The organism is Acidimicrobiales bacterium (assembly GCA_016794585.1).
GTDB lineage: Bacteria > Actinomycetota > Acidimicrobiia > Acidimicrobiales > DATDAH01 > JAEUJM01.
In genome coordinates this window covers 24456-51345 of record JAEUJM010000018.1, presented here as the reverse complement: position 1 = coordinate 51345, position 26890 = coordinate 24456, and the positions used below count along the sequence as shown (strand labels likewise).

Annotated in this window: 20 protein-coding genes; 7 read left to right on the top strand and 13 right to left on the bottom strand. The window is 72.3% G+C overall.

Annotation, left to right across the window (positions count from 1 at the left end; all coding sequences use genetic code 11):
• Nucleotides 1–30: 30 nt before the first annotated feature.
• The 3 genes from JNK12_10270 to JNK12_10260 form a co-directional block, all read right to left on the bottom strand.
• The gene (locus JNK12_10270; protein MBL8776309.1) at nucleotides 31–1842 is read right to left on the bottom strand and encodes an ABC transporter ATP-binding protein; all 1812 of its coding nucleotides are present in this window, start codon (nucleotides 1840–1842) and stop codon (nucleotides 31–33) included.
• Between the two features lie 71 nt (nucleotides 1843–1913).
• Nucleotides 1914–3758 carry an ABC transporter ATP-binding protein gene (locus tag JNK12_10265; protein ID MBL8776308.1) on the bottom strand — a complete coding sequence of 615 codons (1845 nt, stop codon included), beginning with the start codon at nucleotides 3756–3758 and terminating at the stop codon, nucleotides 1914–1916.
• Nucleotides 3759–3774: 16 nt separating this feature from the next.
• Nucleotides 3775–4944: a hypothetical protein gene (locus JNK12_10260; GenBank protein MBL8776307.1), complete on the bottom strand. Its 1170-nt coding sequence runs from the start codon at nucleotides 4942–4944 to the stop codon at nucleotides 3775–3777.
• Between the two features lie 79 nt (nucleotides 4945–5023).
• Here JNK12_10260 and JNK12_10255 point away from each other — a divergent pair, with 79 nt between their 5' ends.
• From JNK12_10255 to JNK12_10240, 4 genes are all read left to right on the top strand, one after another.
• On the top strand, nucleotides 5024–5269 hold the full coding sequence (locus JNK12_10255; GenBank protein ID MBL8776306.1) for a hypothetical protein: 246 nt from the start codon (nucleotides 5024–5026) through the stop codon (nucleotides 5267–5269).
• Between the two features lie 129 nt (nucleotides 5270–5398).
• On the top strand, nucleotides 5399–7942 hold the full coding sequence (locus JNK12_10250; GenBank protein ID MBL8776305.1) for an MMPL family transporter: 2544 nt from the start codon (nucleotides 5399–5401) through the stop codon (nucleotides 7940–7942).
• Nucleotides 7943–8056: 114 nt separating this feature from the next.
• The gene (locus JNK12_10245) at nucleotides 8057–10075 is read left to right on the top strand and encodes a molybdopterin-dependent oxidoreductase (protein MBL8776304.1); all 2019 of its coding nucleotides are present in this window, start codon (nucleotides 8057–8059) and stop codon (nucleotides 10073–10075) included.
• 52 nt (nucleotides 10076–10127) lie between these two features.
• On the top strand, nucleotides 10128–10802 hold the full coding sequence (locus JNK12_10240; protein ID MBL8776303.1) for an HD domain-containing protein: 675 nt from the start codon (nucleotides 10128–10130) through the stop codon (nucleotides 10800–10802).
• Nucleotides 10803–10823: 21 nt separating this feature from the next.
• On the opposite strand, the gene JNK12_10235 is transcribed toward JNK12_10240, so the two are convergent.
• Nucleotides 10824–11819, bottom strand: coding sequence for an NADPH:quinone oxidoreductase family protein (locus tag JNK12_10235; GenBank protein ID MBL8776302.1), 996 nt, complete (start codon nucleotides 11817–11819; stop codon nucleotides 10824–10826).
• Between the two features lie 35 nt (nucleotides 11820–11854).
• Nucleotides 11855–12433, bottom strand: coding sequence for a transglycosylase family protein (locus tag JNK12_10230; protein MBL8776301.1), 579 nt, complete (start codon nucleotides 12431–12433; stop codon nucleotides 11855–11857).
• A 69-nt stretch (nucleotides 12434–12502) separates the two neighbouring features.
• Here JNK12_10230 and JNK12_10225 point away from each other — a divergent pair, with 69 nt between their 5' ends.
• Nucleotides 12503–12892, top strand: coding sequence for a PPOX class F420-dependent oxidoreductase (locus JNK12_10225; protein ID MBL8776300.1), 390 nt, complete (start codon nucleotides 12503–12505; stop codon nucleotides 12890–12892).
• 21 nt (nucleotides 12893–12913) lie between these two features.
• Here the strand turns inward: JNK12_10225 and JNK12_10220 are convergent, their stop codons facing one another.
• Nucleotides 12914–13780, bottom strand: coding sequence for a DUF1295 domain-containing protein (locus JNK12_10220; GenBank protein MBL8776299.1), 867 nt, complete (start codon nucleotides 13778–13780; stop codon nucleotides 12914–12916).
• Between the two features lie 45 nt (nucleotides 13781–13825).
• Here JNK12_10220 and JNK12_10215 point away from each other — a divergent pair, with 45 nt between their 5' ends.
• Entirely contained in the window at nucleotides 13826–16141 is a 2316-nt protein-coding gene (locus JNK12_10215) for a molybdopterin-dependent oxidoreductase (protein ID MBL8776298.1), read from the top strand.
• 24 nt (nucleotides 16142–16165) lie between these two features.
• Here the strand turns inward: JNK12_10215 and JNK12_10210 are convergent, their stop codons facing one another.
• The 6 genes from JNK12_10210 to JNK12_10185 all read right to left on the bottom strand — a co-directional run bounded on the left by JNK12_10210 (nucleotide 16166) and on the right by JNK12_10185 (nucleotide 24368).
• Nucleotides 16166–17332 (bottom strand): ABC transporter permease, encoded by a 1167-nt coding sequence (locus tag JNK12_10210; GenBank protein ID MBL8776297.1) that lies wholly within the window; start codon nucleotides 17330–17332, stop codon nucleotides 16166–16168.
• On the bottom strand, nucleotides 17329–18336 hold the full coding sequence (locus JNK12_10205) for an ATP-binding cassette domain-containing protein (GenBank protein MBL8776296.1): 1008 nt from the start codon (nucleotides 18334–18336) through the stop codon (nucleotides 17329–17331). Before JNK12_10205 ends, JNK12_10210 begins: the two co-directional genes overlap by 4 nt.
• Before the next feature lie 52 nt (nucleotides 18337–18388).
• The gene (locus JNK12_10200; protein MBL8776295.1) at nucleotides 18389–19675 is read right to left on the bottom strand and encodes a twin-arginine translocation signal domain-containing protein; all 1287 of its coding nucleotides are present in this window, start codon (nucleotides 19673–19675) and stop codon (nucleotides 18389–18391) included.
• A 75-nt stretch (nucleotides 19676–19750) separates the two neighbouring features.
• On the bottom strand, nucleotides 19751–22459 hold the full coding sequence (locus JNK12_10195) for a peptidoglycan DD-metalloendopeptidase family protein (GenBank protein ID MBL8776294.1): 2709 nt from the start codon (nucleotides 22457–22459) through the stop codon (nucleotides 19751–19753).
• A 120-nt stretch (nucleotides 22460–22579) separates the two neighbouring features.
• Nucleotides 22580–23377 (bottom strand): SDR family oxidoreductase, encoded by a 798-nt coding sequence (locus JNK12_10190; protein MBL8776293.1) that lies wholly within the window; start codon nucleotides 23375–23377, stop codon nucleotides 22580–22582.
• A 34-nt stretch (nucleotides 23378–23411) separates the two neighbouring features.
• On the bottom strand, nucleotides 23412–24368 hold the full coding sequence (locus JNK12_10185; GenBank protein MBL8776292.1) for an NAD-dependent epimerase/dehydratase family protein: 957 nt from the start codon (nucleotides 24366–24368) through the stop codon (nucleotides 23412–23414).
• A gap of 103 nt (nucleotides 24369–24471) precedes the next feature.
• Here JNK12_10185 and JNK12_10180 point away from each other — a divergent pair, with 103 nt between their 5' ends.
• Nucleotides 24472–25164, top strand: a complete 693-nt coding sequence (locus tag JNK12_10180; GenBank protein MBL8776291.1) for a TetR/AcrR family transcriptional regulator — start codon at nucleotides 24472–24474, stop codon at nucleotides 25162–25164.
• Between the two features lie 142 nt (nucleotides 25165–25306).
• On the opposite strand, the gene zwf is transcribed toward JNK12_10180, so the two are convergent.
• Nucleotides 25307–26782 carry a glucose-6-phosphate dehydrogenase gene (gene zwf / locus JNK12_10175; GenBank protein ID MBL8776290.1) on the bottom strand — a complete coding sequence of 492 codons (1476 nt, stop codon included), beginning with the start codon at nucleotides 26780–26782 and terminating at the stop codon, nucleotides 25307–25309.
• Nucleotides 26783–26890: the final 108 nt, after the last annotated feature.

Here is a 26890-nt window from a genome sequence, read left to right as displayed (position 1 = left end):
GTGCCCGACCCCCCTCCGGACGGGCCGGCGTCAGCGGTAGGCGCCGGCTTGGATCTCGTAGAGCTCGGCGTACTGGCCGCCTCGGGCCATCAGGTCCTCGTGCGAGCCGACCTCGACGACGTGGGCGCCGTCGAGCACCACGATCAGATCGGCCATGCGCACCGTCGAGAACCTGTGCGACACGAGCACGGTGATGCGGCCGTCCCCGCGCTCGTCCTTCGCACCGGCGGCGTAGCGCTCGAACAGGGCGTGCTCGGTCTCGGCGTCGAGGGCCGCAGTGGGCTCGTCGAGCACGAGCAGCAGCGGCGACTCGCGCATGAAGCCACGAGCGAGGGCCAGCTTCTGCCACTGCCCGAACGACACCTCGACCCCCTCGGGCCACGTCGGGCCGAGCTGGGTGTCCAGGCCCCGCTCGAAGCCCTCGACCACGTCGTCGGCGCCGGCCCGCTCGACGGCCGCTTCGACCGCCGGCCGGTCGTCCAGATGCGGCACGTCGCCCACGCCGACGCTCTGTCGGGCGAGCAGCTCGAAGCGGAAGAAGTCCTGGTAGGCGCCGGCCAGCCGGTCCCGCCACTCCTCGGCGGCCATCCGTGACAGCTCGGCGCCGTCGACGAGGATGCGCCCCGCGGTGGGCTCGTACAGCTTGGACAGCAGCTTCACGAGGGTGGTCTTGCCCGCGCCGTTCTCCCCCACCACGGCCACCACCGCACCCGCCGGCAGCTCGAGGTCGACGTCCTCGAGCACGAGCCGGTCGGTCCCCGGATAGGCGAAGCTGACGTGCTCGAGGCGGATGCCCTCGTGCAGGCGGTCGGGCACGTCGACGTCGGCGGCCGACGCCACCGACGCGGCGTAGTCCTCCAGCCAGGCGAGCCGCTGCGACCCGTCCATCCAGATGCCCCGCAGGAAGCCGATCTCCCCGACGGTCGCCCCGATGTAGGCCGACAGGCGCGAGCCGGCGCCGAGGACGAGGAGCACCTGCGCGACCGGCGCGTCGAGCACCGAGGCCACGTACACGACCGAGCCCACGAAGCCGAGGCCGAACACGAGCCATCCCAGGCTGTGCCAGACCGCGGACGCGGTGCGGGTCGCGGCGAGCGGGCCGTACCACCGCTCCCACGCGTCCCGGCGGTCGACGACGAGACGGGGCCCGATGCCGGTGACCCGCACCTCCTTCGCCGGCGGTGCGGTGGTGGCCGTGGCGAAGAGGTGACGGGCCAGGCGCTCATGGGGCGCCCCCGCCTCCCGCGCGGTCCGTTCGACCCCGGGCCGCCACGAGGACGTCAGCACGGTGGGCAGGGCGAAGAGCACCATCAGGATGAGGACGGGGCTGATGGCCACGAGGAGGGCGATGGTCACGCCGAGGCGCAGGATCCACCCGGCGGTCGAGAAGACCGACATGTACATGTGGTCGAGCACGAAGATCTGGTCACGCAGCACCGAGAGCCGGTCGAGGTGCTCGGGTCGCTCGTGGTGGGCGATGGTGGTCACCGAGGCCTGGAGCCGGGCCACGTGGGACTCGAGGGCGATGGTCACGCGGTCGCGGAAGCGCCGCTGCACGCGCGCCGAGACCGTGGTCAGGAACCAGGTGGCGACCGCGGCCACCCCGAGCAGGAGCAGCACCACCCGGATGCGCTCGGCGTCGCCGTCCTCGACCGCGTTGGCCAGCACGGCGAACCCGAGCGCCAGCATCGCCTCGGGGAGGGCGGCCAGCAGGGCGAGCCCGAAGGCGACGCTCATCAGCGCCGGCTCGTGCTGGTAGCCCAGCTTGCAGAGCCGCCACATCGACTTCAGTGCCGGCGGCAGCTCGTCGTCCTCGCCACCCCCGTGGCCGAGGTCACGCATCGAGCGCCACCTCCTCGCCCTCGCGCCCGTCTGGTCGGGCTCGTCGGCGGCCGATCCGGGCCAGTCGACGATCACACATCGAGGGCCACCTCCTCGCCCTCGGCGGGAGCGTCGCCCTCGGCGGTGAGGCCGTCGGCGAAGCGCTGCGCCTGGAGGTCGAACATGGTGCGGTAGCGCCCGCCCTGGGCCATCAGCTCGTCGTGGGTGCCGAGCTCGACGACGTGGCCCTGCTCGAGCACGCAGATCCGGTCGGCGTGACGCACGGTGGAGAACCGGTGCGAGATGAGGATGGTCGTGCACTCGCGCGTGGCGGTGAGGATGCGATCGAAGATCTCGGCCTCGCCGCGGACGTCGAGCTGCGCCGTGGGCTCGTCGAGCAGGACGACCCCGGCGCCGAGGGAGACCGCCGCGAGTGCCCGCGCCAGCGCCACCCGTTGCCACTGCCCGCCGGACAGGTCGGTGCCCCCCGGATAGCCCTTGGCCAGGATGGTGTCGAGGTCGGCCAGGCCGTCGGCGCCGGCGTCGCTGAGGGCGGCGAGCACCACCTCGTCGATGACCTCGGCCGTCGCTCCGCCCGGAACCACGTTGTCCCGCAGGGGCAGCTCGAACTTGATGAAGTCCTGGAACACGGCCGTCACCTGGCGGCGCCACGACGCGAGGTCGAGGTCGCGCACGTCCACGCCGTCCACCTCGAGTGCACCCTGCTGCGGGTCGTAGAGGCGGCAGAGCAGCTTCGCCAGCGTGGTCTTGCCGGCGCCGTTCTGGCCCACGATGGCGAGCGACGTGCCGGCGGGGATGGTGAGGTCGAAGCCGTCGAGGACGGGCAGGCCGTCGCCGCTCGGGTAGGCGAAGGTGACGTCCCGGAAGCGCAGCTCGCGGGCGGGCAGGCCGCCGGCGGGGCGGTCGCCCGACACCAGCGACCCGGCCGGCGCCATCGCCGCCCGCAGGCGCAGCACCGCCGCGACCGGTGCGGCGGACCCGTCGAGGGCCCAGTTGAGCCCCCCGAAGGCGATCAGCGACGCCCCCAGGGCGGCCGAGCCGTAGGTGACGAGGCGGCCGAGCCCGAGGTCGCCGCTGATGGTGGCTTCCGCGAGCGCCCAGAACACGACCAGGTTGGCGGCGAGCACCACCACCAGGCTGGAGAGCACCGAGCGCTCACGCAGCTTCGTGGCCTCGTACTGGAGCTCGTGGAGTCGGGTCCGGCGGGCGATGAAGCGGTCGATGGTCCAGTCCGCCAGACCGAACATGCGCAGCTCCTTGGCCGCGGGCGGATCGACCGCGAGGCGGTAGGCGTAGTCGGCGTCACGCTGCGCGGCCCGCACCTCGTCGGTGTTGCGGTCCTTCCAGACCCCGCTCTCCCGGAGCAGCCAGTGCGTCGCCAGCCAACCGCCGGCCAGCACCAGCGGCGCCCACCAGGCGAACCCGAAGAGCAGCGCCGCGGAGACCAGACCGGCCAGCATCTGCGCCAGCCCCTGGGCGATGAAGTCCATCGACACCGAGAGCGGCGGGCCGGTCATGCCCAGGTCGAAGTCGCGGGCCACCTGGAGGTCGTTGGCCAGCTCCGTGTCCTCGAGGTGGGCGAGGCCGGGCGGCGCCAGGCACGCCTCGGTCAGCTCGTCGTAGAGCCAGGCGGCGGTGCGGTCACCGAGGTTGGCGCTGATGGCCGCGTGGATGGGGAACACCACCTGCAACAGCAGGAAGACCACCCCCATGAAGGTGAGGGGCAGCGCCAGGGAGGAGCCGTCCTGCACCGCAGCGGTGACGACGCCCATCGCGACCGCGAACGCGGCCGGCAGCACGCCCCGCAGGCCGAGCGCGGCCCACCAGCCCGCGGCGAGCTTGGCGTCGGCCTTGGGGAGCACGCCGAAGAAGGTCCACTCCTGCCGCCGCCGCAGTCGTGTGAGGGGTGACGTCACCCCCGCAGTCTGTCCGCTAGAGGAAGGAGTCGTCGGCGGTGGGGAGGCCCCATGCGGGGAAGGCACCGAGGGCCACGGTCTGGCAGTTGCCGATGCCCACGCCGCCGCCGACCGGGTCGGTCACCTTCACCACGCAGTCGCGGATCTGGTGCACCCGCTCGGCGGCCTCGCGGGTCGTGCAGTCGGGCACCAGCTCGCCGTCGACGTTCAGCTCGCCCCGGAAGCTGCCGTGGTGCCATCCGTCGAAGCCGTGGTAGAGCCCCGTCCCGAGGTGGAACCCCGTGTCGCTGACCACCTCGACGTCGACCGGCCGCGCCGTGCCGTCGGTCATCGTGAAGCCGAACCGACCGCCCCGAAAGCGCCGGTTCACCGGATCGAAGCGGATCTCGGGCGTGTGCGTGGCGAACAGCTCCTTGCGGCCGTCAGGGTGCTCGATGCCGCCCTGGAAGCGCTCGTCGCGGTAGAGGTCGGGGATCTCGATGCGGCGCAGGTAGTGGTGGAGCGCGTACTGCGAGCCGTCGTCGCGGGTGAGCAGCACGGGGTTCCAGATGGCCAGCACCGCCAGCTCCGGCGGACGGTCGGGGTGCTCGACGTCGCCGAGCGGAAGGCCCACGTCGGGCCGGACCCCCCACGAGTGGTCCCTGGTCGAGACCCAGCCGTCGGGCGTGATCGCCGTCCGCTCGCCGTCGACCTCGACCCACCCACTCCCGACTCCCGTCTGGTGGTAGCGGATCTGGTGGGCCTGGTGGCGGTAGCCGTTGGGCACCCGCCAGTCCTCGCGCTCTTCCAGGAAGCACGGCACCACGCCTTCGAAGGTGAGGTCGAAGGCGATGGGCTGGACGTCGGTGGGCTCGAGGCGCACCCGCACCCTGCGCAGCGGCTCGAGCACCTCGTAGTGCAGGGGGCCGATGCGGGTGGTCGACGGGTCGGGCGAGAGCCGCCGGCTGGCACGCACGGTGCGCTGCTGCACGCCCATCGAGATGCCGCCGTAGCCGTCCATCACGTCGCGGTTCGTGTACTTGCCGAAGCCGAAGGCGACCTGGAGCGAGCCGTCGCGGGCACAGGCCATGCCGCACACCTTCTCGGTCCAGCCGGGGTCGGTCTGCGCGACCGTGGCGAAGGTGTCGACGATCTGATGGTCGAAGCGCTCGTCCGCGGGCAGCAGTGGCCCGATGCTCCCGCTCATCATGTCCCCCTCGTCGCGTGTCGGCGCCCTACCGGCCGCCCCGGCACGGTAGCGCCACCCTCTGGGTAGGTTCGCCGCCATGTCCGACTACGTGATCCCCGACCCCGAGCCCAAAGAGATCGACGAGAAGCTGGCGATGGAGCTCCGCATCCTCTCGTCCAACGCGGTGCTGAAGGGCAGCCCGTCCGGCGAGGAGAAGTGCGACAACTGCCTCTACTACCTGGAGAACACCGCCGACATCTCGTACTGCTGGCACCCGAAGCTGCGCATCCTGGTCGGCGCCGAGTGGTGGTGCCAATGGTGGGAGGCGATCCCGGAGGGGTGAGCCCGGGGCGCGGGACGCGACCGGTCGCGCGACCCGAAATCGCTGTGGTCCGCGGCCTGCGGCGCCGGTAGCCTCCACGAGCGGCCCATGGCGGCGCCCCGATCGGGGCAGGGGCGCGAGACGCCACCGATGAATTCCAGAGCGGTCGCCGGTCGAACCCGTGTGACCGCAGACGAAGGAGCCCCGCAGGTGACCGACACCCCCTCCACCCTCGACGCCGGGTCGGCCAGCCGGAACGGCGGCGCCAACGGCAGCGGCGGCGGCGACGACGACGCCCCGGACCTCGGGTGGTTCGCCCGCATCGGCCCGTTCTGCCACGACCGGCGCCGGTGGGTGCTCGCGGCCTGGGTGCTGTTGTTGGTCCTGGCCAACGTCGGCGCCGGCGCCATGGGCAACGCCTTCCGGGATGAGTTCAACCTCCCCGACGTCGAGTCCAAGCGAGGCCTCGACACCCTCGACGAGCAGTTCGGCGGCCAGGGCGCCGGCATCACCGGCACCATCGTGTTCGAGGTCGACTCCGAGCAGGGCGTGACCGACCCCGAGGTCGAGGCGGCCATGCAGGAGCTGTTCGACGAGGTGGCCACGTACGAGGACGTCGTCCGCGTGCAGAGCCCGTACGCCGAGGGAGGCGAGCTGCAGATCTCGTCCCAGGGCGAGCGGGCCGGCCAGATCGCCTACGCCAACATCGAGCTGCCCGACGACGTCGAGTGGGAGCGCGGGCAGGAGATCCGTGAGGACATCCTCGAGGCCGCGCCCGAGATCGAGGGGCTCAACATCGAGCTCGGCGGCTTCATCTTCGCCGAGTTCGAGGAGCCGTCGTCCGAGATCATCGGCGTCGGCTTCGCCATCATCATCCTGATCCTGGCCTTCGGGTCGGTGCTCGCCATGGGCCTGCCTCTCGGCGTGGCGCTGTTCGGCATCGGTATCGGGTCCGCCCTCATCACCATCCTCAGCAACGTGCTGACCATCCCGGACTTCGCCACGTTCCTCGGGATCATGATCGGCCTCGGCGTCGGCATCGACTACGCGCTGTTGATCGTCACCCGGTACCGCGAGCAGCTGCACGCCGGCCACACCTCGCGCGAGTCGGTCGCCATCGCCATGGACACCGCAGGCCGCTCCGTCGTGTTCGCCGGCCTGACCGTGGTCATCTCGCTGCTGGGCATGCTCTTGATGGGCGTCAGCTTCGTCCAGGGCCTCGCCGTGGGCGCCTCGTCGGTCGTCGCCGTCACCGTCCTGGCCTCCCTGACCTTGCTGCCGGCACTGCTCGGCTTCGCCGGCGAGAAGGTCGAGCGCACCCGGTGGCGCGGCCTCATCGCCGCCGGGTTCGTGGCGATCGGGCTCATGGCCACCGGCCTCAACCTCGGACCGGTGGCCCTCGCGGCGTTCTTCCTGGCCGTCGTCACGCTGCTCGTCAGCATCCTGGGCCGCTGGGTCGGGTTCATCGCTCCGCTCCGGGCCGACGTGCCCCGCCGGGCGGTCAAGCCCCGCCACGAGACCACGGCCTACCGCTGGAGCCGGGTCATCCAGCACCACCCGTGGATCAGCGCCATCGCCGGATCGCTGGCCCTGATCATCCTGGCGCTGCCCGTGCTCGGGTTGCGCCTCGGCTTCTCGGACGAGAGCAACTTCGCTCAGGAGACGACCACCAAGCAGGCGTACGACCTGCTCGTCGTCGGGTTCGGCGAGGGCTTCAACGGGCCGATGGTCCTGGTGGCCGAGCTACCCGACGGCACCACGGTGGACGACGTCGCGGCCGTCCAGGAGGCGGTCGCCGCCGATCCGGACGTGGCCTTCGCCTCTCCGGCGGTCCCCAACGATCCCGAGAACCCCACCGCGGTGGTGTGGAACGTGGTGCCGACCACCGGTCCCCAGGCCGAGGCCACCACCGAGCTCGTCAACCGGCTGCGCGACGACATCCTGCCCCCGGTCGAGGAGGCCACCGGCATCGACGTGAACGTGTCGGGTGCGGTCGCGGTCAACATCGACTTCTCGGACTACCTCACCTCCCGGCTGCCCTACTTCTTCGGGGCCGTGCTGCTGTTGTCGTTCCTGCTGCTGATGGTCGTGTTCCGGTCGCTGCTGGTCCCGTTCAAGGCCGTGATCATGAACCTGCTGTCCATCGGCGCGGCCTACGGCATCATCGTGGCGCTGTTCCAATGGGGCTGGCTGAGCGACATCACCGGGGTCCAGCCGGCGCCGATCGAGCCGTGGATGCCGATGATGCTCTTCGCCATCGTGTTCGGCCTGTCGATGGACTACGAGGTCTTCCTGCTCTCCCGCATCCGTGAGGAGTGGCACCGCACCGGTGACAGTCGGGGCTCGGTGGCCGACGGCCTGGCCGCGACAGCCAAGGTCATCACCGCCGCCGCCGCGATCATGGTGTTCGTCTTCGGCAGCTTCATCCTCGAGCAGGACCGCACGGTCAAGCTCATGGGTGTCGGCCTCGCCACCGCGATCCTGCTGGACGCCACCATCGTCCGCATGCTCCTCGTGCCCGCCACCATGGAGCTGCTCGGCGACAAGAACTGGTGGCTCCCCCGGTGGCTCGACCGGATCTTGCCCAACATCGACGTCGAAGGCCACCTCCAGGACGCGTCGGACGACCTGCCGGCCGACGGGTCCGTCGAGGTCCCCGGCGACGAGCGCGAGCCCGTCGGCGCCGACCGCTGAGATCGGCGGCGCCGGTCGGTTCTTCCGGCCGGCGCCGTCGCTCACCCTTCGCCGAGGGACGAGGGGCGAGGGAATCCGGGAGCGCTGCGTCGCCCTGCTCCCTAGGGTCTGGGCATGGCCCTCCCGACCCAGACCTCGGCCACGACGGTGCGCACGGCGTGCCCGCTCGACTGCCCCGACGGGTGCTCACTCGACGTCACCGTCGAGGCGGACCGCATCACCGCCATCGACGCGGTTCCCGTCGGTGAGGCGGCCAACGCCCTGACCGACGGCTGGATCTGCCGCAAGGTCCGGCGCATGACCCAGCGGGTCCACGGGCCGCAGCGACTCACCACGCCGCTCGCCCGCACCGGCCCCAAGGGCGCCGGCGAGTTCGCCCCGATCTCCTGGGACGACGCCCTGGACCGCATCGCGACGGCCATCGCGACGGCCATCGCCGAGGACGGCCCCGCATCAGTGGTGCCCTACCTCTACAACTCCTCGGCGGCCGTGTTGGCGTCGGCCGGGTTGACCCCGCTGCTCTTCGAGGCCCTCGGTACGGCCGAGGTGGACGAGACGATCTGCGCGGCCACCGCCTCCGAGGCCTGGCGCCTCGTGCTCGGCTCGATGCCCAGCGGCGACCCCCTCGACGTGGCCCACAGCGACCTCGTGGTCATCTGGGGCGCCAACCCCACGGTGTCGAACTCGCACCTCGCCACCCTCCTCGAGCAGCGCCGGCGCGCCGGCGCCCGGATCGTCGTGGTCGACCCGCGGCGCACCCCGCTGGCGGGCAAGGCCCATCGTCACCTCGCCCTCCTCCCGGGTACCGACGTGGTCCTCGCGCTCGCCCTCTCGGCCGAGCTCGAGCGCCTCGGCGGCGTCGACACTGCCTTCGTGGCCGCCCACGTCGAGGGGGCCGACGAGTACCTCGCCGCCTGCCGAGCCTGGTCGGTCGACCGTGCCGCCGAGGTGTGCGGCATCCCCGCGGCCGACATCACCGGACTCGCCCGCGACATCGCCCAGGCCGAGCGCCCGCTGCTGCGGGTGGGCTGGGGGATGGAGCGCAACCGCAACGGCGGCAGCGCCCACCGGGCGGCGCTGTCGCTGTGGGCCCTCGCCGGGGCCTTCGGCCGACCCGGCACCGGCGTGGTGGGCTCGACGAGCCCGAAGGAGAGCGCCACCGGCGGGGTCCGCGACGCGGTGCTCGGCAAGGGCTTCGCCGGTCCCGATCGCCGGGTCGTCAACATGAACCGACTCGGCGCCGTCCTCGCGGGCGAGGGTGGGCCCGTTCGGGTGCTCTTCGTCCAGGGGTCGAACCCCGCCGCCACCTGCCCCAACCAGGAGTCGGTGCTCGACGGCCTGGCCCGCGACGACCTGTTCACCGTGGTCCACGACCAGGTCCTCACCGACACCGCCCGGTTCGCCGACGTGGTGTTGCCGGCCACCACCCACTTCGAGGCCGACGACCTCGTGGCGGGCTACGGCAACTACGTCGTCCAGGACGCCCCCGCGGTCATCCCCCCGGTGGGCGAGAGCCGCACGAACAACGAGCTCGCCCACGGCCTCGCCGTGCGTCTGGGGCTGGAGGACGACGCCTTCGACCCCGCCCCGGCGCGCCTCCGGGACGTCCTCCTGTCCGGACTGCCCCTGCCGCTGCGCCTCCAGGCCGAGGGGTTCGTCCAGTTCGCCGACGTGTGGCCGGCGCACGCCGACGGCGGCGCGCCCACCGCCCGCCTCGTGGCCACCGACGCCGAGGTGGCCGCCGGCGCCGACCGGCTGCCGACCTACCGGGACAACGACGCCGTCGGCGGGCCGCTCACCCTGCTCACGCCGGCCACCAACCGCACCATCACCTCGATGTTCGCCGAGTACGACCCGCCCGATCCGGCGGTGCGCATCCACCCCGACGATGCCGCCGCCCGAGGGCTCGCCGCCGGCGACGCCGTCGTGGTCACGAACGGCCGCCACGAGGTCCACGTGCCGCTCGCCATCGGGAGCGACGTCCGCCCCGGCGTGGCGGTGATGCCCAAGGGCCTGTGGTGCACGGCGACCCCCGAGGGCTGGACGGCCAACGTCTTCGCGCCCGACTCGTTGTCCGACCTCGCCGGCGGCGCCCGCTTCAACGACGCTCGCGTCGAGGTGCGACGCGCCTGACCGGGACAGGGGCGGTGGCCGTCACGGCTCCCCCGTACGGGAGGATGTGACCGTGAACGATCCGTCCTCCGACGCCACCAGCCACGATCTCCCGGCTCGGGCCCGCTCCCTCGCCCTGGAGCTGCACGCCGGCCAGGTGCGCAAGGGCACCGGCACCTCCTATGTGGAGGGTCACCTCGACCCCGTGGCCCACCTGGTGCGCGCCGCGGGCGGCACCGACGCCCAGGTCGCCGCCGCGTACCTGCACGACGCCGCCGAGGACGCCGGGGGCCGGGCGACGCTCGATCGGATCGCCGTCGAGGTCGACCCCCACGTGGCCGAACTGGTCGCCGCCTTGTCCGACAGCCTCGTGGACACCACCGACGACATCACGAAGGTGCCGTGGCTGGACCGCAAGCCCGCCTATGTCGCCAAGCTGGCCGACGAGCCGGACGAGGTGCTCGAGGTCTCCGTGGCCGACAAGCTCCACAACGCCCGGTCGTTCCTGGCCGACTACCGCGACGCCGGCCCCGAGACCTGGGCCAAGTTCAACGAGCAGCGGGCCGAGTACCAGCTCTGGTACTACGAGGCGCTGGCCCAGCTGTTCCGCCGGCGCCTGCCCGACCACCCGCTCACCGTGGCCCTGACCGCCTGCCTGACCGACGTGCGCGACCGGGTGCGGGCCGACGTCCCCGACATCGACGCCCGGATCGAGGCCGCGTTCGCCGACATGGCGGGCCGAGGCTGAGCCCGGCCACCAGCTGGGGGCTCAGGGAACGGTGACGACGACCTTGCCCTCGGCGCGCCGCTCGGCCAGCTCGGTGATGGCGTCGGCGGCGCGCTCGAGGGGGAACCTCGCGGAGATGTGCGGCTTGATCTTCCCCTCGTCGTAGAGGGCGAAGAGCTCGGCCAGGTTGGCGGCGTTGGCCTCGGGCTGGCTCATCACGAACGCACCCCAGAACACGCCGACGATCTGGCACGACTTCAGGAGGGTGAGGTTGAGGGGGAGCGCCGGGATGCCGGCGGGGAAGCCGACCACGAGGAAGCGGCCCTCCCAGTTGAGGGCGCGCACCGCGGGCTCGGCGTAGTCGCCGCCCACCGCGTCGTAGACGATGTCGACGCCCCCACCGCCGGCGGCCTTGATCTCGTCGGCCAGCGCCTTCTGCTGCGCCCGCTCGAGCGGCTGGCGTGGATAGACGATGCCGGCGTCGGCACCGTTGGCCAGGCACAGGTCCACCTTCTCCTGCGAGCTGCACCCGGCGATCACCCGGAGCCCCATCGCTTTGCCGAGCTGCACCGCGGCGAGACCGACGCCGCCGGCGGCACCGAGCACGAACAGGGACTCGCCCGGTCGGGCGTGGGCGCGGTCCTTGAGTGCGTAGTGGCTCGTTCCGTAGGCCATGACGAACGCGGCGGCGTCGTCCGCGGGCATCGAGTCCGGGATGGGGATGCAGGCGTCGGCCTTCACCGCGAGCTGCTCGACCATGCCGCCGAAGCCGGGGACCGCGAGGACACGGTCGCCCACCGCGGGGGTGGTCACGCCGTCGCCGACCGACGACACCGTCCCGGCCACCTCCGCGCCCGGTGCGAAGGGCCGGCGCGGCTTGAACTGGTAGAGGTCCTCGATGATCAACACGTCGGGGTAGTTGACCGCGACCGCCTCGACGTCCACCACCACCTCGCCCGGGCCGGCCTCGGGGGAGGGGACGTCGGTGAGGGCGAGGGTGTCGGGCCCTCCGGTTTCGATGGACAGCACGGCGCGCATGGCCCGATCCTACGGAGCCGCCCGCAGGCGGGCGCTCAGGTCAGGCCGAGCTGCGCGGCGCACTGGGGCCAGGCGACCCAGCCCTGGTCGGCCTGCAACATGCTGGCCCGCATGATCTGCTCGTTCTGGGTGGCGTCCGCCGGGTTCCCGGTGCCCCCCTCCATCTGCCAGGAGTCGAGGGTGAACTGGAGCCCCCCGTAGAAGCCGTTCCCCGTATCGGCCGACCAGTCGCCACTCGACTCGCACATCGCGATCGAGTTGAACGATTCCACCCGCTGCGGCGACATCGACGCCACGTAGCTGTCCGCCTCGGCGTTGGCGACGGTCGTCGACGTGGTGGCGCCCGGCGCCGCGCTCGTGGAGGGGGCCGCCGCCGGACCCGCCGCCGCTGCGCCCTCGGCCGCCGCGTCCTGCGACCCGCTGCCGTCGTCGTCGTCGAGCACGAGGTAGCCGATGACGCCGGCGACGAGCACGAACAGGACCACGATCGCGATGGCGACCTCGCGGCGACGCAGGAGGCTCATCCCCCACCACGCGTCGGGGAGGAAGGGCGCGGTGCCCTCGGGGTGGTGGTGCTCGCCGGGCGCGTCGGACGCGCCGTGCCCGTCGTCCATCCCCCGATCTTGGCCGAGACCGTGCCGGATCGGGAAGCCGGGCCCCGTCGCCGGTAGGTTCGGCCGGCGATGGCCATCGCTCCCGACGCCCCTGGACCCGACGTGCTGGCCTTCCTGGCCGAACGCCACCTGGCCACCCTCACCACCTTGCGCCCCGACGGTTCGCCCCACGTCGTACCCGTCGGCTTCACCTACGACGCCGACGCCCACCTCGTGCGCATCATCACCGCCCGCTCGTCGCGCAAGGCCAGGAACATCAGCGGCGAGCCGCGGGTGGCGGTCACCCAGATCGACGGCGGTCGCTGGCTCAGCCTGGAAGGCACGGCGGTCGTCACCGATGAGGAGGCGCGGGTGGCAGAGGCCGAGCGCCGCTACGGCGAGCGCTACCAGGCCCCGCGCCCCCGCAACGACCGGGTGGCCATCGAGGTCCAGGTCACCCGCATCCTCGGCCGCGCCTGACCCTTCCGGACCGCACCGCGCTCAGGAGGGTGCCGACGACCGGGGCGGACGGGGGACGAGGACCGAGGTGCGGCGCCGGTAGGCCTCCCAGGCCGGCCGGCGCTCGGCGCTGCGCTTCTCGAGCATGGGGATGGACGCCGCCGCGAACATGATCGTGATCGACACCGCCCCGAGCACGGTCCACCAGTAGCCGGGGGCGGCGGCCAGGCCGAACAGGAACAGCGACCACCAGAAGCAGAGCTCGCCGAAGTAGTTGGGGTGCCGGGACCAGGACCAGAGGCCGACGTCGCAGATGTCGCCCGGGGACTTCGTTCGGTTGAAGCGTCGCAACTGCTCGTCGCCGAGCGACCGGGTGCCGACGGCCAGCGCCGGCACGAGCGGCAGGCAGCCGACGTACACCTCGATCGTGGGCACGAGGTGCAAACCGAAGAAGCTCTGCACCCAGTACGGGTGGCCGTTGGTGCGCATGGCGGTGTAGCGCCAGTCCTCGTGGTCGAGGCCCGGCCAGCCGCGGGCCCAGTTCGAGGTCAGGCGGATGGCCCACGCGAACACGACCAGCAGCACGAGCGCCTGGCGAACCACGGGCACGTCCGGCTCGGCGACGACCACCAGGTAGACGGCCACGACGGGCGGGGCGAGGCTCCAGTAGGCGTCGAACATGGACGTGTTGTTCACGGCGCGGCTGAACACGAAGATCACCACGGTCCCGGCGAACATCCCGGCGGCGACGGCCAGGTAGGGCGAGCCGTCGTCGACCGCCCCGGACACCACGCCGGCGACGAGGGCGAGCAGGTAGGCGATCGCCACGACGCCGAACGACGCCCGGCGGGACAACGCCCGCTTCGGCCCGACGTACACACCCGCCCCGCTCGATCCCGTGTCGCCCATCACCCCTGTCTACCCTGACCGCAGCCGACGAGCAGGAGCACAGGGGTGACCGACATCGCCACGGGGGGCCCGGGGGGCGCCGCCGAGACCCACCACACGTTCTGTCGAATCTGCGAGTCCCTCTGCGGGCTCGAGGTCACCGTCGAGGACGGGGCCATCACGAAGATCCGCCCGGACGACGAGCACGTGGCCACCGGGGGGTTCGCGTGCATCAAGGGCATCCGCCAGCACGAGATGTACACGTCACCCGACCGGCTCACCCACCCCATGGAGCGCACCGGCGACAGGTGGCAGCAGGTGGGCTGGGACCACGCCAACGCCGAGATCGGCCGGCGGGTGCGGGCCATCGTCGACGAGCACGGCCCCGATTCGGTGGCCATGTACGTCGGCACCGCCGCCGGCTTTGGGGTGCTCCACCCGGTGTTCGCCCAAGGGTTCATGGACGGCCTGGGGTCGACCTCGATGTACGCCAGCGCCACCCAGGACTGCGCCAACAAGTTCGCCGCGGCCCGCGAGGTGTACGGCTACCCGTTCACCCAGCCCTTCCCCGACGTCGACCGCACCGAGTGCCTGATCATCGTCGGGGCCAACCCGGTGGTGTCGAAATGGAGCTTCCTCCAGGTGCCCGACCCCACCAAGCGCCTCCGCGAGATCGAGGCCCGCGGCGGCCGGGTGATCGTGGTCGACCCCCGGCGCACCGAGACGGCGCGGGTGGCGACCGACCACGTCTTCATCCGGCCCGACACCGACGTGTTCTTCTACCTCTCGTTCCTCCACGAGCTGCTGGCCGCCGGGGGCGTGGACGCCGAGCGGGTGGCCGCCCACACCACGGGCTTCGACGAGGTGGAGCAGCTGGTGGCGCCCTGGTCGCCCGAACGCACCGAGGAGGTCACGGGGATCACACCCGAAGTGCTGCGTGACCTCGTGGCCGCCTACCGCGGGGCCGACGGCGCCGCGCTCTACAGCTCGACCGGCGTGAACATGGGCACCAACGGCGTGCTGGCCTTCTGGCTCCAGGAGGTCATCAACGCGGTCTCGGGCAACCTCGACCGCCCCGGCGGCACGCTGGTGGGCAAGGGGGTCATGGACTTCGCCAAGTTCGGTCTCCGCACCGGCACCCTCATGAAGGACGACACGTCGCGCATCGGAGGCTTCCGCAAGGTCAACGACGCCTACCCGGGCGGGATCCTCGCCGACGAGATCCTCACCCCCGGCGACCGCCAGGTCCGGGCCCTGTTCGTGACCGGTGGGAACCCGTTGATCACCATGGCCAACGCCGGCCGGCTGCGCGAGGCCTTCGAGTCCCTCGACCTGCTGGTGACCGTCGACATCTACCGCAACGAGACGGGCTCGCTGGCCCACTTCACCCTGCCCGCCACCGACCCGATGCAGCGGCCGGACCTGCCTTTCATCTTCCCCCTGATGCTCGGCCTTCAGTCCCGGCCCTACCTCCAGGCCACCGAGGCCCTCGTGGACACGGTGGGCGAGCAGCGCGACGAGGCCACCATCTACCTCGACCTGGCGAAGGCGTGCGGGGTCGGGCTCTTCGGGTCGAAGGTGGCCCAGCGGGCGCTGGAGCGGGCCACCGACCGGCACACCCGCAAGCGCCGCAAGGTCGACCCGACCGCCGGACGCCGGGTGCCCCAGGAGGCCCTGCTGACCTGGCTGCTCCGCCTCACGCGGCAGCCGAGCTTCGCCAAGCTCCTCGCCCATCCCCACGGCCTCGCCCGCGCCGGCCACGAGGCCGGGACCTTCCTCGGCGACGGCGGGCGCATCGTCACCGGGGACAAGCGGGTGCACCTCGCGCCCGAGCGCCTGGTCGAGCGGGCCGACCGGCTCGAGGCGGACTTCGCCGCCGAGCAGGTACGCGCCGCCGACGGAACGCTCAAGCTCATCACCAAGCGACGCACCAAGACCCACAACTCGTGGACCCACAACCACCCCGGCATGGTCAGCGGCCCCGACGGCGACACGAACCACCTGTACGTCCACCCCGACGACGCGGCCCGCCTCGACCTCGACGAGGGCGCGGTCGCCGACGTCACCTCGGCGACGGGGACCGTGCGGGTCCCGGTGCGCCTCCTGGAGGACCTGCTCCCCGGGACGGTGGCGCTCCCCCATGGCTGGGGACACCAACACGCCACCGGCCTGTCGGTGGCCTCGCAGACCCGCGGCGTGAACGTGAACCTGCTGGCCGCCGACGGGGTCGACGGCGTCGACCCGGCGTCGGGCATGGCCCACCTCACCGGCATCCCGGTCACGGTGGCGCCGGCCGCAGGGCCGCGCGACACCACCGACTGGTCCGGACTACCGGCGGCCGAACGTCAGGGATCGGTCACGTCGGTCTCGATCGGCACCTGACCGTTCGACGACGCCCGCTCGGGTTCACCCGTCCGCCAGCACCTCACGGAGCTTCAGTCGGCGCCCGGTCCGCACCACCGCCCGACCGAACACCACCGATCCGAAGCGCACGACGGCCACCACCGACGCCGCCAGCAGGAGAAGCGAGACGGCGATCTCGACCGGGCTCGAGACCCCCGTGGCGATCCGGGCCGGCTCCATCACCGGCGAGGTCAGCGGGACGTAGGCCAGCACCGTGCCGAGCGGCGTGTCGACACCGCTCTGCGCCGCGATGAAGGTCCCGATCAACGCCGCCATCAACGGGCTGAGGACCGACCCCGCCTCCTCTGGCCGCTCGACGAGCGCGGCCAGCGAGCCGGCCAGCGACAGGTAGAGGATCGAACCGAGCCCGAACCACGCCGCGCCCGCCAGGAGCGCGCCGCCGAGGCCGTCAGGGACGTCGCCGCCGGTGACCTGCTTCACGGTGATCGGGATGGATCCGATGACGAGCCCGATGGCGCCGGTCGCGGCCACCCCGAGCACCTTGCCGTAGAGCAGGGCCCCGGGCCGGACGATGGCCAGGAGGACCTCGCTGATACGGCTCGCCTTCTCGATCGCCACCCCGTTGGCCACCTGCATCATCAACGAGAACAACAACAGGTAGAGGACGAGCGAGATGGCGAACGAGGCGACCCGCCGTGCGTCGGACCCCTGGTCGACGTCGTCGACGCGCACCTCCGGGGCACGCAGCACGTCGGCCACCTCCGGGTCGGACAGGCCGGCCTCACCCAGCCGGTTCGCCAGCGCCGCGCCGGCTAGGGCCTGGCGGGCCGCGCCGACCAGTGCGTCGTTCTCCCCGGACCGGACGATGATCGAGGGCGTCTCCCCGCCACTGGCGGGGACCACCGCGACGTCGGCGCCCTCGGCTTCCACGCGATCACGAGCGGCGCCCACGGTGCGTACGTGGCTCACGTCGATGTCCGCGTCGAGGTCACCCTGGAGACGTTCCAGGGCCCCTTCCACGCCGGGCGACGGGCCCACCAGCACCACGTCGTAGGTGGTCCGGTCGTCACCGGCGAGGACCGCGGGCAGGACCATCACCGCCAAGGAGCCGAAGAAGAAGACACCGATCACGACCCAGGTGCCCTTGCGGCGCAGGGCTTCACGAACCTCACGGCCGGCGACCAGGAGGGTCGCCCGGGGCCGGCTCATCGTGCCGCCACGGGCTGTCGCCGGGGCCCCTCACCGCCCGCCCGCCCCCACCCGTCGTCGCCGCCGGCATCGGGTGCGTCGTCGTCGAGTGCACCGTCGCCCGCCGCGTCGAGGAAGAGCTCGGACAGGGTCGGGGACTCGACGCCGAAATCGCTCACCGTCGCCTTGTGGCGGATCAGGTCGAGCACCTCGACGGCCGAGCTGCCGGGCGCCAGCCGCAGCCGTGAGCCGGATGCATCGGTGGTCTCGACCGTGGCACCCGTGCCGGCGGCCCATGATGGCTCGACGGCGACGTCCACTCGCAGGAACCGGTCCGGGCTCTCTGCCTTCAGGTCCGTGACGCGTCCGTGGAGCACGGTGCGGCCGTGGTGGATCATGGTGATCACGTCGCACAGCCCCTCGACCAGATCGAGCTGGTGGCTGGAGAAGAGGAGGTGCCGTCCGGCGCGCACGTGGTCGAGGATCACGTCGGAGAGGAAGTCGACGGCGCCCGGGTCGAGGCCGGCGAAGGGCTCGTCCAACACCAGCACCTCGGGCTCGTGGACCATCGCGGCCGCGAGCTGGACCCGCTGCGCCATGCCGCCGGACAGGTCCTGGACGGTGTCGAGACCCCGGTCGCCGAGCCCGAGCCGCTCGAGGAGGGCTGCTGCCCGGGACCGGCCCGAGGCGCGCGACAGCCCGTGGAGGCGGGCGATCCACGTCAGGAGGTCCAGCACGCGCATGTCGCGATAGATCCCGCGCTCCTGGGGCATGTAGCCCCAACGCTGCCGATCCACCGCGGTGGCGGGCCGACCCCGCCACGTCACCGCCCCCTCGTCGGGGGGCAGGACGCCGAACAGCACCCGCATGAGCGTGGTCTTGCCGGCACCGTTGGGTCCGAGCAGGCCGATCACCTGGCCGGCGGGCACCTCGAGGTCGACCCCGTCCAGTACGACCCGGTCCCCGAAGCGCTGGCGCACCCCATGGAGGGCGAGAAGGTCGGCGGAGGGGTCCGGACGCGACACGCGCGGCCCCTACCCGTCCTCCTCCCCCGATAGCCGCGTGGCCCGGGCGCCCTCAGGCCACGTGGTTCGGGTTGCGGCAGATCTTGGCGGGCTCGGGGGTGAAGTCCGGGAGGGTGATGGGGTCGCGCTTGATGGAGAAGTCGAGCGCGTCGGCGAGGTTCTTGGCCTTGCGATCGCGCACCGTCATGGGCTCGAGGTCCCAGCGCCACTCGATCATCTTCAGCACCGAGCTGTGCTCGTAGGGGCCGGTCTGGTCGAGGCGCTGCTTGGCGAAGGGGCCCATCACGACCGCAGGCACGCGGAAGCCGAGGCGCTTGAGGTCGGGCTTGGGGCCCGTCCCCGGGAGCACCGTGTGGTCCTCGACCCGGGGCGGCGGGACGTGGTCGTAGAAGCCGCCGCTCTCGTCGAAGTTGAGGACGAACACGAGCTTGTCCCAGTGGGGGCTGTTGGCGAGGGCATCGTGCACCTTGGCCACGAAGGCCTCGGCCACCTGGACGCTGCCGTAGGGGTGGTAGTCGTTGGACGTGCCGTTGAACTCTGCGTGCGCCGTGTAGTCCGGGTCCACGAACACGACGTTGGGCAGCGTCCCCGCCTCGGCATCGTGGAAGAACTTCTCGATGCGGTGCGAGATGTCGTCGTAGCGCTGACTGGCGAACAGACCCGTCATCGGCTCACCGAAGTAGTAGTAGCCCGCGGTCAGCCCGGCGTCCTTGACCCGGTCGAAGATGGCGAGGTCGAGGTTCACCGGCCGGGGCTCTCCCGGGGCGGGGTAGTCGAGGGTCTCGTCCAGGTCGGTGGTGGCGCAGAGCTGGTAGAGCCGGTTGGGCCACGTGGGGCCCAGCATCGACGCGAAGTACTTGTCGAAGGCGGTGTAGCCCTGCATCAGGGCGGCGAGGATGGGCAGGTCCTCGGCCTCGTAGTAGCCGATGGGGAAGAGGTCGCCGTTGGGCTGGGTCTTCAGGAACCCGTCGCAGGCGCCGTCGTTGTAGTGCGACTTCATCGCCTGCCAGATGTGGAAGGGGTCCTGCATGTCGCAGCCCTGCCAGTCGGGGGCGAGTCGGTACGTGTCGTGCGAGTCGCCCTTCTGGTCGACGTAGCTCAGCCCGGCCTGCTTGCCGTCGGCGCCGGGCAGCCACCCCACCATGTGGTCGAACGACCGGTTCTCCATCATCAGCACCACGACGGTGTCGAAGGGGGCATCGCTCGGGTCGGGCAGCGTCGCGGTCGACTGGTCGACGGTGCCGCCTTCGTCGGACGAGCCGCACGCGGAGACGCCGAGCGCCGCCAGCGCGGCCGCGCCGGCACTCCCGGCGAGGAACGTGCGTCGTGAGATGCCCAATGGATTTCGCCTCCTCCCGCCCGAGACCCCCGTCCCGGAACGACTCATCCTACTGACTGGGAGGAAGGCGTCTCGTCACCGGGACGCAGGGTCTCGATCGCGGGAGCCGACGTTCCATCGGAAGGCCAGCAGGCGGCCAGATCCTGAGTCGGCGACGAGGAGTCGTCCTGTCTGATCGACGACGAGCGCCTCGGGACGCTCGAGCTGCGCACGGCCCCAGGACGCCCGCAGGTGGCCACCGGCGTCGTACTGCAGCACGGACCCTTCCGCCCGGTCGGCGACGATCAGCAGGCCCTCGGCGGTGACCGCGACGGCGGCAGGTCGGCGCAGGCCTTCGCTCCATTGCGCCACCGGCTCGCCCTGCGGAGTGAGACGCTGCACCCTCCCGTTGAAGCGATCGGCCACGTACAGGTCGCCGTCGGGCCCGACGGCGATGCCGACCGGATCGGCGAAGCGTCCGGGATCGTCGCCGAACCCGCCCCAGGTCCGCACGGGCTCGCCGTCGGGGTCGAACACCCGCACCTCGCTGTTCAGCGAGTCCAGGACGTACACCTGGTCGCCGTCGACTGCGACGGCCACCGGTCGGGCCATCGGCCCCTCCGGGGTGTCGGCGCCGTCCCACGACGCGAGCAGCTCGCCCTCGCCGGTGAAGCGCTGGATCCGGGCGTTGCCTGTGTCGGCGACGTAGACGGTGCCGTCCGGACCCACGGCCAGACCGCGCGGCTCGTGGAGACGGCCGTCGGTGCTCCCGGCCCCACCCCACGACCGGATGATCGACCCGTCGGCGTCGAGCACGACGATGAGGTCGGCTCCGGGATCGGCGACCAGGACCGTGCCGTCCGGGGCCGATGCGACGGCGGTGGGACGGGCCAGCCCTTCGACCAACTGCCCGGCATCCCCCCAACCGGCGGCTACCTCGGGCCGGGCGCTCGCCGGACCCGTCGGTCCGGGTGTGACGGTCGAGCTCGCGGTCGACGACGTCGCCGCGGTCGTGGCGGTGGTCGTCGTGGTCGACGAGGCCGACGGTGCGGTCCCGTCGGAGGAGGGGTCCTCCACGGGGTCGCGCACCGTCGAGCCCGCGGCCCGGAGCATCGGGTACGCGTCGATGGCCGGACCGCCTCCCGGGTGGACCTCGAAGTGCAGGTGCGGTGGCGTCGTCCGGGCGTTGCCGGTGTGGCCGACGTACCCGATCACGGCGCCGGCATCGACGACCAACCCGTCGGTGACCCCCGGGGCGAACCCGCTGAGGTGGGCGTAGTAGTACTGCGTCCCGCTCTCACCGACGAGCCAGAGCTTGGTCCCACCCAAGGTGTCGTGGCCGACCCGGGCGAGGACCCCGCGCTCGACCGAACGCAGCGGCGTCCCCTCCGCAGCGAACAGGTCCGTGCCCTGGTGGAGCCGCCCCCCTGAGCGGGGTGCGTGCCACGTGTCGCTGAAGTCCGTGGGCCCCCCCACCGGGAAGCGGAACCCCGTCACCGCGACGTCGGCGCCGAGATCGAAGGCGGTGAGCAGTTGCTCGCCATCCGCCACCCGGGATCGCAGGGTCCGGGTGCGGGCCTCGGCCCGATCGAGCGACTCCCACCCGTCGGACCGACGGGCGGCCACCGACCGGAGCTGGGCGTCCACGTCGGCCTGGCGCGCGAGCAGCCGCAGGTAGGTCGAGGTGCCCTGCTCGAGCGCGGTGCCGAGCACGATCACGTCGTCGCTGGTGGCCGCCAGGCTCACGTACGCGTCGACGGCGGCCACGTACGCGGCCGCCGCGAGGCGCTCCGCCTCGTCTCGGTGGTGGTCGACCTTGGCGGCCAGCCGGCGGCGCTCGGCCGCGAGGTGGCGCTCCCGTCGCTCGAGCGCGGCCGCCTGCTGCTCCATCGCCTCCAACTCCCGGGTCGAGGCCGTGAGGTCCACGCTGGCGCGGTCGAGGCGGGCCGCGGCGCCTCCCACGCCGCCGGTCACCACCTGGCTGGCGGCCATCGGGTCCGGTGGCGGCGGCAGCGCGGGGATGTCGACGGGGTCGAGGGGCGGTGGCGACGGGGCATCGCCCCCGGCGGCGGGGTCACTCGGCCGCGTCGTGGACGTCACCGCCGACCACGGTCGGGTCGTCGGCGTGGTCGGCGTCGTGGTGCTCGTGGTGGGCGTCGTCGTGTCCGTGGTGGGCGGGGTCGCCGGGACCACGGCCACACGCACCAGCGAGGGCACCGGAACCTCCGGCGCGCACCGTTGGTCGCCGCCGACCGCGGCGCCGCCGACCACCAGCTCCTCCGGGGCACCGAAGGACACCACGGTGGGGGCCAGCCCTGGGCTCAGGTCCATCGACGCCATCACGGTCGCCCCGACCGAGGTGGACTCCTCGACCAGGCTGAGGTCGACGGTCAGTCGTCCGCCCCCGGTGGACCATGCCGTGCCGTCGACGCCACTCGCCACCACGTCGACTGCGGGCACGGTGGACACCTCCGCAGGAACCGGGAAGGAGACGGCGATCCGGTCACCGAGTCCCAGCTCGTCGGCCGCCGGCGTGCCGAGCGCCCAGGTGACCGTCACCGTGCCGCCGTCGACCACCTCACCCGGCTCGAGCAGAGCCTCCACGGTCATGGGCACCGATCCGGTGTCACAGGCGAACACCAGCGACGCAGACGCGGCGCTGATGGCCACTTCGGGTGTGCCCGTGTCCAGCGCCCGGGCCAGCGGTCCCGCCGGCAGGACGAGTGCGGCCACGAGGACGAGGACCAGGCCACCACCGAGGAGCGCCGCTTGCGGTGAGCGAACGGCTCGGTGATCCCGGCGCATCGCCCCGACCTCCTCTCGCGGAGTCCCAGGTGCCTTGACGACACCTGGATCGTCCTCCCGGTCGCCGTGTGGCGGAAGGGCCGAAGGTCGGTTCGCTGAGCGAGGCCGGCGTTCGGTTCGCTACCAGCTGAGGCCGAGCGTGGCCCGCATCGTGGCCTCGAACACGGCGTCATCGCTGCTGGACCGCACTGCCGCGATCATCTCTGCATCGGGGCCGACCGGGATCCGCAACGGTGGGTCGGCGGCCTCGACGGCATCGGCGATGGCGGTGGCCACCAGCTCGGGTCCGGGGACGTCGCCGCCGCCACCCAGCACCTCGGAGGCGGCATCCCACTGGCGCCGGAGCTCGTCGTAGGGGGCGGTGTCCTCGCCGAAGCGCTGGACGTTGTCGCCGAAGTTCGTGGCGATGTTGCCGGGCTCGACGATGACGACCCGGATCCCGAAGTGCCCGAGCTCGTAGTGCAGGCTCTCGGAGAGGGCCTCGACCGCGAACTTCGAGGCCGAGTAGTAGGCGTTGAGCGGCGCGGCGACCCGGCCGGCCATCGACGAGACGTTCACGATCGTGCCGGCACCTTTCGCCCGCAGATGGGGCGCGACGGCCTGCACCATGCGCGCCACCCCGAAGACGTTGGTCTCGAACATGGCCCGCACCCGTTCGAGGGGCACCCGCTCGACGGGCCCGCCGGCCTCCCAGCCGGCGTTGTTCACCAGGACGTCGAGGTCCCCGGCCGCGGCCACCGCGGCGGCCACCGAGGCGTCGTCGTCGACGTCGAGCGTCAGGGTGGCGGCGACGTCGAGGCCCTCGAGGGCCTCGACGCGGCGAGCGGTCGCCACCACCTCGTGACCCCGGGTGGTGAGCTCCACGGCGGTCGCCCGCCCGATACCCGTCGAACACCCCGTGATCAGCACCCGTGCCATGTCGCCACCCATCGTCGCTCGTCGTCCGTCGACGTCATCCAACCACGCGACCACTTCTCGTCGTGGCCGTTCCGCGTTCGGCTGCGACCGTGACGGCGAGCGACTCCGCCAGGGGCGTGGCGTGGTCCCCGCAGTGGGCGGCGTAGGCCGAGTGGTCGACCACGAAGTCGTGCTCGAACTCGTAGAGCATCTCGACCGTCTCGCGAACCGGTGGCACGAACAGGCCGACGAGGCGGAGCTGCCACCGGGCGAAGGTGCGCAGGCGGGGCGTGGTACCCGCGAGGAGCGCGGCCTGCTCGGCGAGGGTGCGGGTGGTTCCGGTCGGGGCGTTCGGCACGTGCCAGGCCCGGCCCCACGTGGCCGGCGTCTCGGACAGGCGGACGAGCGCCTCGCCGAAGTCTCCGACGTAGGTGTAGGTGTGGAGGCGATCGGGGTCGCCCGCGATCTCGGCGGCCTTGCCCGCCGCGAGCGGGCCGAAGAACCGCTCCCCCACGGCCGAGCCCTCGACCCCGGGACCGAAGAAGTCGGAGGCCCGACCGGCGACGACCCGGAGGCGCCCGGCCTCGTGGGCCGCCTCGAGGTCCCGCCACATCCGGGCGCGCACGGCGCCCTTGCGGGTGGTGGCGGCGAGGGGCAGGCCCTCGGTGAGGGGCCCGTCGTGCGGCCCGTAGCCGTAGAGGTTCTCGGCGACCACCAGCAGTGCCCCGGCCGCCGCGGCGGCGTCCACGATCCCCGCCTGGAGAGCCGGGAACTCCTCGGGCCAGCGGTGGTACTCGGGCTGGGCGCATTGGAACACCACGTCGGCACCGGCCACCGCTTCAGCCACCTGGGCCGGGTCGCTGACATCGGCGATGCGGCTGCGAGCGCCGGGCACGCTCGCCCCCGAACGGGTGACGACGACCGGGTGGATGCCCCGGGCGACGAGCGACGCGACGACCGCCCGCCCGACGGGTCCGGCACCGAGCACGACGTGGGTGGGATGGGGGCTCATGGGGACTCCTGAGGTGAGGTTCCCGAACGCTGTTCGGCTTTGTGCTCTCACTATTCTCGAACAATGTTCGGAAAGCAAGGGTCGTTCGAGTAACATCGGTCACATGGACGACGTGGGCACGTCACCGCCGGCCGGGGGGCGGCGGGCACAGCAGCGCCGTCAGCTTCTGGCGGACATCGAGGCTGCCGCCCGACGCCTGCTCGACGAGGGCGGCGCCGCCAACGTGTCGATGCGGGCGATCGCCCGGGAGGTGGGCATCGGGCCGGCGTCGCTCTACACCTACTTCGACGGGCTCGACGCCGTGCTCACCATGCTGCTGCTGGCCAGCTATGGGCGACTGGCCGAGGCGACCTCTGCGGCCGCCGCGCACTTCGCCGACGACCCGGCAATCGATCGGGCCCTGGCGGTCACCCTCGCCTACCGCCGCTGGGGCCTCGACCACCCCAACGAGCTGAACCTCGTCTTCACCGACCAGCTTCCTGGCTATGCCGCCCCCGAGGGCGGCCCCACCATCGACGCCCAGGTCGAGGTCTTCCGCCCGCTCACGGACGCGGTCGCCGAGCTGTCCAGCGCACCGAAGTCCCAGGTCGACGACTCGGACGAGGCCCGCGCCGGCGTCTGGGCGGCCTTCCACGGGTTCGTGCTGCTCGAGGCCAACCACCACCTCGTCTGGCTCGATGACCCCGGCGCCGCCTACGAGAGGGCCGTACGCCGCGCCTTCGCCGCCACCGGGCTGCCCACGCCGTCGTCCGACGTCCGCCCCCGCTTCGACCGCTGGGCCGGCGCCCCCTCCTGAGCGGACGCGGACCGGAGATGACGCACGCCTGCGCCCTCCGACCTACCGACCCCACCCGACCGCCGGCGCCGGGGGCCGACGCCGCCCCGAAACGGCGCCGGCGCCCCGACGGCGGGGCTGGGGGATCGTGGGCGGGGCGGCCTCAGCCGTTCTCCCGCCAAGGGCGCTCGAACGGGAGGCGCCAGGCGTAGGGGGCGATGAGCTGATGGATGGCGTTGGGGCCCCACGACCCCGGGGCGTAGGGCCGCACGGGTGGGGGGCTCTCCAGCAACGGCTTGGAGATCTCCCACAGGCGCTCGATGCCGTCGGCGCTGGTGAACAGCGTGCGGTCGCCGATGATGGCGTCGTAGATCAGACGCTCGTAGGCCTCGAGCACGTCGCCCTGGTGACCGGTCCCGTGCAGCGAGAACTGGAGGCTCAGCTTGTCGAGCTTCATGCCGGGGCCGGGGCGCTTGCCGTAGAACGAGAGCGAGAGCTTCGGGGCGTCGGCGAGGTCGAAGGTGAGGTGGTCGGGGCCGTGGGCGCCGACGCCGGACCCTGCCGGGAACATGCTCCGCGGAGGCTCACGGAAGGCGATCGAGATGATGCGCTGGCCCTCGGCCAGGCGCTTGCCGGTGCGCAGGTAGAAGGGCACCCCCGCCCACCGCCAGTTGTCGATCTCGCACTGGAGGGCGATGAAGGTCTCGGTCTCGGACTCCGGGCTCACCCCGGGTTCGTCCCGGTAGCCCTGGTACTGGCCCCGCACCACGTGGTCCGGCGTGATGGGTCCCATCGAGCGGAAGACCTTGTTCTTCTCCTCGCTGATGGCGTGGGGCTCGAGCGCAGTCGGCGGCTCCATGGCGACGAAGGCCAGCACCTGGAAGAGGTGGGTCACGACCATGTCTCGGTAGGCCCCGGTCGACTCGTAGAACGCCGAGCGCTGGCCGAGGCCGAGGGTCTCGGGGACGTCGATCTGGACGTGGTCGATGTGGGACCGGTTCCAGATGGGCTCGAAGAGGCCGTTGGCGAACCGGAAGGCGAGGATGTTCTGCGCCGCCTCCTTGCCGAGGAAGTGGTCGATGCGGAAGATCTGGTCCTCGTCGAAGGTGGCGTGCAAGGCCCAGTTCAGCGCTCGCGAGCTCTCGAGGTCGGTCCCGAAGGGCTTCTCCATGATGATCCGCGAGCGGTCCACGAGGCCTGCCTCGCCCAGGGTGGCGACCACCGCCCGGGCGGCGCTGGGCGGGACGCTCAGGTAGTGCAGGCGCCGGCACGGCCCGCCGAGCCGGTGCTCGGCGTCGCGTACCGCGTCGCCGAGGGCGGTCGGGCCGTCCCCTTGGCCGACGAAGCTGACCTTGTCCTCGAAGGCCTCCCACTCCTCGGTGCTGAAGCTGCGGTGGCTGAACTCGTCGCAGGCCATCCGGGCGACCTTGCGGAACGCCTCCGTGTCGAGGTCGTCGAGGGAAGTGCCGATGATGCGGACCTCGGGGACGAGACCCTCGAGGTAGAGGTGGAACAAGCCGGGAAGCAGCTTGCGCCTGGCCAGGTCCCCGCTGGCCCCGAACAGGACGATCACGTGGGCGTTGACCGGCGCCATGAGGGTGGGGTCGATGTCGATGGGGTCTGCCGTCACGTCCACCACGAGGTCTCCCCTCCGTCGGATCGAACGTAGGCAGCACGCGTTGCCGGGACGTTTCGGCCCGGGGAGCGCACCGTGAACGCCTCACCAAGGGCCACGAGCGTCGCGATT